This is a genomic window from Hydrogenophaga sp. 70-12 (assembly GCF_001897365.1).
GTDB lineage: Bacteria > Pseudomonadota > Gammaproteobacteria > Burkholderiales > Burkholderiaceae_C > Hydrogenophaga > Hydrogenophaga borbori.
Genome location: NZ_MKSS01000312.1, coordinates 1 through 7613 on the forward strand (window position 1 = coordinate 1; position 7613 = coordinate 7613).

General features: G+C 61.2%; 10 protein-coding genes. All 10 read left to right on the forward strand.

What is annotated here, in order from left to right:
- Positions 1–531, forward strand: a 531-nt coding sequence (locus BGO22_RS16495) for a DUF6537 domain-containing protein (protein WP_353744359.1), incomplete at its 5' end; no start/stop codon positions are given.
- 87 nt (positions 532–618) lie between these two features.
- The gene (locus BGO22_RS16500) at positions 619–1086 is read left to right on the forward strand and encodes a GNAT family N-acetyltransferase (RefSeq protein ID WP_286851805.1); all 468 of its coding nucleotides are present in this window, start codon (positions 619–621) and stop codon (positions 1084–1086) included.
- A gap of 86 nt (positions 1087–1172) precedes the next feature.
- On the forward strand, positions 1173–1829 hold the full coding sequence (locus BGO22_RS16505) for a lysoplasmalogenase (RefSeq protein ID WP_286851806.1): 657 nt from the start codon (positions 1173–1175) through the stop codon (positions 1827–1829).
- A gap of 54 nt (positions 1830–1883) precedes the next feature.
- Positions 1884–2426: an MOSC domain-containing protein gene (locus BGO22_RS16510; protein ID WP_286851809.1), complete on the forward strand. Its 543-nt coding sequence runs from the start codon at positions 1884–1886 to the stop codon at positions 2424–2426.
- 226 nt (positions 2427–2652) lie between these two features.
- Positions 2653–3081: a hypothetical protein gene (locus tag BGO22_RS16515; protein WP_286851810.1), complete on the forward strand. Its 429-nt coding sequence runs from the start codon at positions 2653–2655 to the stop codon at positions 3079–3081.
- A 305-nt stretch (positions 3082–3386) separates the two neighbouring features.
- Positions 3387–3608 (forward strand): hypothetical protein, encoded by a 222-nt coding sequence (locus BGO22_RS16520; protein ID WP_286851811.1) that lies wholly within the window; start codon positions 3387–3389, stop codon positions 3606–3608.
- A complete protein-coding gene (locus BGO22_RS16525) occupies positions 3605–4621 on the forward strand; it encodes a DNA-methyltransferase (protein ID WP_286851813.1) in 1017 nt (338 codons plus the stop codon). The genes BGO22_RS16520 and BGO22_RS16525 overlap by 4 nt, the downstream gene beginning before the upstream one ends.
- Entirely contained in the window at positions 4618–5073 is a 456-nt protein-coding gene (locus tag BGO22_RS16530) for a BglII/BstYI family type II restriction endonuclease (RefSeq protein WP_286851814.1), read from the forward strand. Before BGO22_RS16525 ends, BGO22_RS16530 begins: the two co-directional genes overlap by 4 nt.
- A gap of 2 nt (positions 5074–5075) precedes the next feature.
- Positions 5076–6398 carry a hypothetical protein gene (locus tag BGO22_RS16535; RefSeq protein WP_286851816.1) on the forward strand — a complete coding sequence of 441 codons (1323 nt, stop codon included), beginning with the start codon at positions 5076–5078 and terminating at the stop codon, positions 6396–6398.
- A partial coding sequence (locus tag BGO22_RS16540; protein WP_286851818.1) for an SNF2-related protein occupies positions 6385–7613 on the forward strand: 1229 nt, incomplete at its 3' end. The genes BGO22_RS16535 and BGO22_RS16540, both read left to right, overlap by 14 nt.

Genomic DNA, 7613 nt, shown 5'->3' on the forward strand with positions numbered 1-7613 from the left:
GGCGTCAAAACCGGCGACGCCCTGCGCACCACCGAGTACCTGAAACCCGGCATCGACGAGATCGCCTCGCTGCTGCCGCCCGCGCTGGCCCGTGCGCTGCTGAAGGCCACCGAAGGCCGCTCGTGGCACCGCGGCCTGCTGGTGCGCACCGACACGCTGCGCGGCTTCCTGGTGCTGTGCGCGCTGCGCTCGTTCAAGGTCCTGCGCCGGCGCGGCTTCCGTTACGCCGAGGAACAGGCCGCGATCCGGCGCTGGCTCGACGCCATCGAGCGCCTGCTGCCCGACCCGGCGGCGGCGCTGGAGATCGCCCTGGCCGGCAACCTGGTGAAGGGCTATGGCGAGACCAACCGGCGCGGCCACCGCCACCTCCAGGCCCTGCTCGACGAAGCGCAACCCGGGGTCTCCGCGCAGCGCCTGCGCGAGCTCAGGCTCGCTGCCCTGGCGGACCCGCAGGGGCGCCAGCTGTCGGGCGCGCTGGGGCGGCCGGTGGTGGCACAGCCGATCCGCATCGTGCGGCGGCCGCAGGGCTGAGCGCGCGGCCAGATACGGTCGCTGTCATGCGGGTGGGCCTGGTGCCATCATCCGGTGGATCCGCTCTGTGTGTCCTTCCACCGCCCCATGACCATCCATATCCGCTCCGCCCAGACCGGCGACGCCACCACCATCTGCACGGTGATCCGGCGGTCCATCACCGAATGCTGCATGGACGACCACCACGGCGACGCCGGGTTGATGGAGGCTTGGCTGCGCAACAAGACGGTGGCGAGCGTTGAAACCTGGCTGCAGGACACCGAAGCCCATTGCATCGTGGGCGACCGGGATGGCGCGACTCAGGGATTCGGCATGTCGCGCGGCGACCAGGTCCTACTTTGCTACGTGACGCCAGAGGCGCGTTTCACGGGCCTCGGCAAGGCACTGTTGCAAGCCCTCGAACGGCACGCCATGGCGCAAGGCCTGTCGACGCTTCGCCTGGAAAGCACCCGAACCGCAGAGGCTTTCTACCGCCGCAACGGCTTCCTGCCGACAGGGCCCGCCGTTCGGGCTTTTGGCTTGCAGGGGCTGCCGATGTCAAAAGCCATGCGCTGATTGCCGAAGCCACGCGCGGGGGCTCCATCCTCGCGCGGTGCCGGCGGCTAAGCTTGGGCCGTCCCTGGCCTGCCCACCCACGCCCGATGATGACCCCGCCCGTTGCCCTGACCGCCGCCTGCCTGCTGTTCGTGATCGCCCTGCTGGTGGTGGACCGGCTGCAGTGGCCGCTGGCCCGCGCCTTCACCAAGCTCGGCGCCAGCACCTGCTTCGTGTGGCTCGCCATTGTTTTGGGCGCAATGCAATCGCGCTACGGGCAATGGGTGCTGGGCGCGCTGGTGCTCGGATGGCTGGGGGACGCGCTGCTATTGGGGAAACGCTCGGCCGCTTTCATGGCCGGGCTGGTGGCTTTCCTGCTGTCGCACGGGCTGTACGCCACGGCCTTTGTGAGCGGCCCGCTGAATGGGCCAGCCATGGCGGTGGCGCTGGTCGCGGCCTGCGCCGCCGGCTTCGTGGTGTTGCGCTGGCTGTTGCCGCACACGCCGGCAAGGTTCAAGGCGCCGGTGCTGGTTTACGTGGTGGTGATCCTGTCCATGTGCGTCGCGGCGGTGGGGCATGCGGTCGCCACTGGCCGCTGGATCGTGCTGGGGGGGGCGGTGCTGTTCGCCATCTCCGACATCGCGGTGGCACGGGAGCGCTTCGTGCGGGCGTCGCCGGTGAATCACTTGTGGGGGTGGCCGACGTACTTTGTGGCGCAGGTGCTGTTGGCGTGGTCGGTGGCGACCACGGCGTCCCTCCACTGACCCACCTCTGCAGCGAAAGACAGTCTCATGACAAGCCATGGCGCTGCGACCTCTATGCCCGCCCACGTCATCGCCGTGCACGCACTCAGCGTTCACGCGTTTTCCAAAGACACCGCGTCGGCCATCACGCTCATCGCCGGCCAGGGGGTGATGGGTGACGCACACTGCGGCGTCACCGTGAAGCACCGCTCGCGCGTGGCGCGCGACCCGAGCCAGCCCAACCTGCGGCAGGTGCATCTGCTGCACAGCGAATTGCTCGACGAACTGGCCGTCCAGGGCCTGCGGGTGCGGCCAGGGCAGATGGGCGAGAACATCACCACGGCCGGCCTGGACCTGCTGGGTTTGAGCGAAGGCGCCGTGCTGCGCATCGGGCCGCGGGCGCTGGTGAGGATCACCGGCCTGCGCAACCCGTGTTCGCAGATCGAGCGTTTCATGCCCGGCTTGCTGGCCGCCGTGCTGAACCGCACCGAACAAGGCGAGCTGGTGCGCAAGGCTGGGGTGATGGGTGTGGTGCTGGAGTCGGGGGAGGTGCGGGCGGGGGATGGCATCGCGCTGGAACACGTGCCCGCCCACAGCCAGGCCCTGCGCCCGGTCTGAGGGACCGGTACCCGGGCTCTCCCAATGCCTGGGGTGCCCTCCAGGCCCAATGCGGCCGAGGGACTAGACTCTCGCCAGCTCGCCACCCCAGCCGGCATTCGGCCCGGCAACCATGCCCCTGTGGCACGGCCATTGCCTATCTACCGCCCATGCCACAAGCGCCTGTGCCGCTGGTCCGTGCGCGCATGGCCCGCCTCACCTACACCTTGCCCTAGGAGAACCTCTGGTGACCCATCCCGCCAAAGACACCACCAAAATGAGCTCGACCGAACTCCGCGAATTCGCGGAGCGGTTGATGAAACAGGCCGAAGAACAGGCGACGAAGGAATTCGAATCCACGCTCAACTTCCTGTCGGACAAGCTCACGCACATGGGCAAGACGAAGAAGGACGCCGTCATCCACCTCATCAAGATGATGAAGTCCCACGAGGCGGAGGAGACGCTGGCCGAGCTGGCGGAAGGCGCGGGCTTCACCAGCCCCCGACGGGCCAAAGAGCGCGGCGATCTGGACAGCGAGGGCAATGCGCCGGAGATCGGGGTGACCTATCAGCTGCCCACGGGTGAGACCTGGAGCCGCAAGAGCAAGGTGGGGGCGACGAAGCGGGAGTTTGCGGCGTTTGCGAAGACGACGACTTGGGGGGCGATGAGGGTTTGAGGGTGGTAAGTGGCTGCTGTGCAGCGCTTGCTGTCCCAGGTTTCCGCCGGACGTAATCACACTGTCCGTCGTCAAGCGGCCATTGGGCACGAACGCAAAGCGCCAACTTCACCGGCTGCTTTACGAGATGCTGCAGCCGTATCGCTCTCCGGCCCGGGTTGGCATGCTGTCAACGACCATTTCCTCCCCGCCGCAACTGGAGGTCTCGAGCCTGAGCTACCTAGCCCCCTAAGTGGGCCCCTCCATCCGGGGTCCATGGACTTGCTTACACTAACGCAATTGCACAGACAGTCGCGGGGCAAGTCATGACGTTCGATGAAGTAAAAACCGACACACTGAACCTTCGGGTCGCACCGTCCTTCAAGGCTACTTTGAAGGCCGTGGCCGATGCCGAGCATCGCAGCATGGTGAACATGCTTGAAGTGTTGTTGGCCAATTACTGTTCGAACTCAAACAGGGCACATCGTCCTGCGGCCAAGGCCCATACACCTGATCGAGCAGCGCCCAAACACAAGCTCACCCCATGAGCCTGTGGGCATCTACAAGAACACCAATGCTCAGCCCGATTCCAGTGAAACTGAACGAATTTGACCTGTTGAAGCTCGCTTCAACAGCACACCACTTGAAAGCCAGCAAGTCTCAGGATGCCTCCGAGCTGCTGACGCATGACTACGCCCTGTGGCAAGGCAAGCTCGAAGGGCTTCTCAAGCAGCTTCCCAATGAACCGCTCTTTGATCTGATTGTGTCCTCCCCCCCTTACAACATCGGGAAGGAGTACGAGACTCGGCGAGCACTCGACAGCTATTTGGAGTGGCAAGAGCAGCTCATTGATGAGCTGGTCCCTCGGCTCAAACCGGGCGGCTCCTTGTGCTGGCAGGTGGGCACCTATGTCGATGACAACCAGATATGGCCACTGGACATCGAGTTCGCTCCGATCTTTAAGCGCCACGAATTGCAACTACGCAATCGCGTGGTATGGCACTTTGGCCATGGCCTGCATGCTCAGAAGCGCTTCTCGGGCCGCTACGAGGTTGTGCTCTGGTACACCAAGACCAAGACCAACAAAGACAAGTACACCTTCAATCTGGACATCGTTCGGGTGCCTGCCAAATACCCCGGCAAAAAGCACTTCAAGGGCCCCAACCAGGGCGAGTTCTCAGGCAATCCGCTGGGCAAGAACCCCGAAGACGTTTGGAACATCCCCAACGTCAAGGGCAACCACGTTGAAAAGACAAATCACCCTTGCCAATTCCCCGTGGGCCTTATCGAGCGGCTGGTGCTCTCACTCACCAACCCGGGGGACTTGGTGTTTGATCCGTTTGCAGGCGTTGCCTCTGCGGGCGTAGCAGCAGCTTTGCATGCCCGTCGTTTTTGGGGTTGCGAACTCAACGCCAGCTACGCCAAGACAGGCTTTAAACGATTGCAAGAAACCCTCGATGGCACGATCCGCTATCGCCCGCACAACAAGCCCGTGTTTGATCACACCAGAAGTAGCCTGTCGCGGGCCCCGGAGGGGTACAAAACTCGGGAGGAAGAGTGAAGTTCTACAAGTACAGCCACTGTGCTGGGGATAAGTCAGTCCCCAAGAGCCATCAAAAAGACATTGAGGCAGCCATTGCTGCCATCACGATCAAGCCGGCAGAGGGGGCCGCCACCAAGATTCGTGATGCCTTTTTGATTACGATGAAGTCCATGGGCTGGTCGGGTGAGGTTCAAGTCTCGAAAGACTCGGACATGACCATCACGTCCAGCAAAGACAACGTGGGGCTGTGTTTGCAAACGGGCAATGTGGCCCGGATCTATGCAGACATCATCAAGCTGCAAGTTCTGTACTTCGACAACGCGATCAGCAGTGCTGCCATCGTTGTGCCCTCCCAAGAGGTCGCGAAAGCCATTGGCAAGAACATCGCACAAGCCAAACGCCTTGAACGTGAGCTGGAAATTTTTAAGAAGGCTTACCACGTCCCGACCCTTGTCTACGCCTTGGAGTGAGCATGACCGATAACCAGAATTCCCAGATGGCAACAAGCTCGCGCTTTGGCTGGCCCAAGCCCAAACGCACCGAAGAGTTCACCAAGTTGCTGGCCAACCCGCTTGGTGCGACGGAGCGTGTGGTGTTCCAAGGCAAGACCATCGACATTCCGATCATTCGCGTTCCCATTGATCTGCCTAAGTACCGTTTGGTGAACGGTCGAACCGCGTCTTTGCAGTCCGAGCACCTCGCCAAGAACCCCAAAGCACGTGCTGATCTTTTCAGCGGAGACCCAGAGCTCTGGGATGCCCAGGAAGCGCAGCACAACTTGCTGCTGCAACTGGCAAAACAAGCCGACCTGGCTGGCTACTTTAACGACACGACCAATCAGCAGGTCAACCCGATCCTGCTCGATGAGAACGGCTTTGTTGTCAATGGCAATCGACGCCTGGCGACCTGGCGCGAGCTCTTGCACAAAGAGCCTGGCACCTACAAGCACTTCCAGCACATCGACATTGCAGTGCTTCCCCACTGCGAAGAGAAAGAGATTGATCGACTCGAAGCCAGGCTACAAATCACCAGGGACATTCGCGCGGATTACAGCTGGGATGCCCAGGCCAACATGATGCTGGCCAAGCAGAAGCGCGACAACTTTTCCAACAAGGAGTTGGCTGAGCTCTACGACATGAAAGAGTCCGAGGTCGACCTGCTCTTTGACATGCGCGCCTATGCCGAGGAGTTCTTGAAGTCCCGCGCCAAGCCCAATCACTGGTCGATGGTGTCGGACTCCGAATTTGCTTTCAAGAAGATCGTGGCTGCTCGGGGAAAAATTTCCAGCGTGGGAAAGCAGCAGGTCTTCAAGGAGGCCGCCTTCATCTTGATCGACAAGCCTGAGGAAGCCGGAAGCCGTCTGTACGAAGCAATTCCTGCTGTGCTCGATAGCATTGACGAAGTTCGTGCCAAGCTGCTTGAAGCCTTCAAAGTTGAAGCTGCCAAGCCCGCTGATGATGCGCTGACAGATTTCTTTGGCGGTGTCCCGCCGGCTGCAGGCGAAGACCCCAGGGACTTGCCGCTGGCACAGGAGATTCAAAAGCCTGAGAACGTCGATGCCGCGCGCAAGATCATTGTCGAGGTCATTGAGAGCCAACGGCAGCTTCAAAAGGACGCCAAGAGCGCGAACTATCTTCTTGATTGCTGCGCGAAGGCCCAGGCTGCTCTTGCCGCAGCCGTGAAGGAGGGTTTGCGCCCCGAGTCAAAGCTCAATGGTGTGATCAAGCAGCTCGAAGCCATTCAAGCTCAGTCCGAAAAGATTCGAGCCTACGTGGAACAGCATGCTAAGCGTTGATTATCGAGACGTTGATCGACGAGCTGTGTTGAGTTGGGCCGCCCCCGACGAGTCGGCTCCATGGTTCGATGTCATTAAACGCCTGATCCTCGATTCGACCGAGGACGCAAAGCAAGAAGCCGCGCTCACGATCTCGCTGCCGTGGTGGAATTTCATTGCCTCGCGCAACCGCTTTGGCGAGATCTGTGCCGGATACAGGCTGCTCCCAGGTAGCACTCTAGGCATAAGCCCCAAAGCTGCCGATCTACTGCGGCAATCGCGTCGCGCCACGGACGGCTATCAGCTTGCAATGCAAGCACGGGCAATCGCAGAGCAGCAACTACGCGCCAAGCTTCAAGAGCTGGGATTTGCTCGCAACCTCACCGAGAAGCAAGCTCGCAACGTCAGCCGCATTGCAGCACTGCCAGCAGGTGCTACGTTCTCGGTTCCAGGCGCTGGTAAAACGACCGAGGCACTTGCAACCTTCTTCTATCGGGCCAATGACGACGAGCGGCTGCTGGTCATCGCGCCGAAGAACGCCTTTGCCGCTTGGGACGAGCAGATCAAAGACTGCATGCCTCATCTTCAAACGCAGTTCACTCGACTGCGGGGTGGTAAGGAAAGGATTGCCAAGCTGCTTGGCGATGATCCGCGATGGCTGCTAATCACGTATCAGCAGCTCGCTCGTGTCTCTGATCTGGTTGCAGCCCACGTAGCGCAACGTAAGACGCACGTCTTCCTGGATGAAAGCCACCGCATCAAGAGCGGTGTCGGAAGGCAGACAGCGCGAGCCGCTCTGGGCCTTGCTCACTTACCTGTTGGCAAATTGATCATGTCAGGAACGCCCATGCCCCAGGATGCTGAGGATTTGATCCCTCAGTTTGCATTCCTCTATCCGGAAATTCCAAGCAACAGGGACACGGTGATTGAGCTCATCAAGCCCGTGTACGTGCGAACCAACAAGACTGAACTTGGCTTGCCACCTGTGGATCGGGTGATGGTGCCGCTTCCAATGGCCCCCATGCAAAGTGAGCTCTACAAGCTCATGAAATTTGAGGTGTCTCGTGAAGCTGCTACGGCGCTCAACACGCGCAGCAAGCAGGCGTTTCGCAGCCTAGGGCGCTCTGTCGCACGCCTCTTGCAGTTTGTCTCCAACCCGGCGCTCTTGTCGTCGGAGATCAGCTTCGCTCACCCCGATTTGTTGGCTGGTGTTTTGGCAGAAGGCGACGGCCCGAA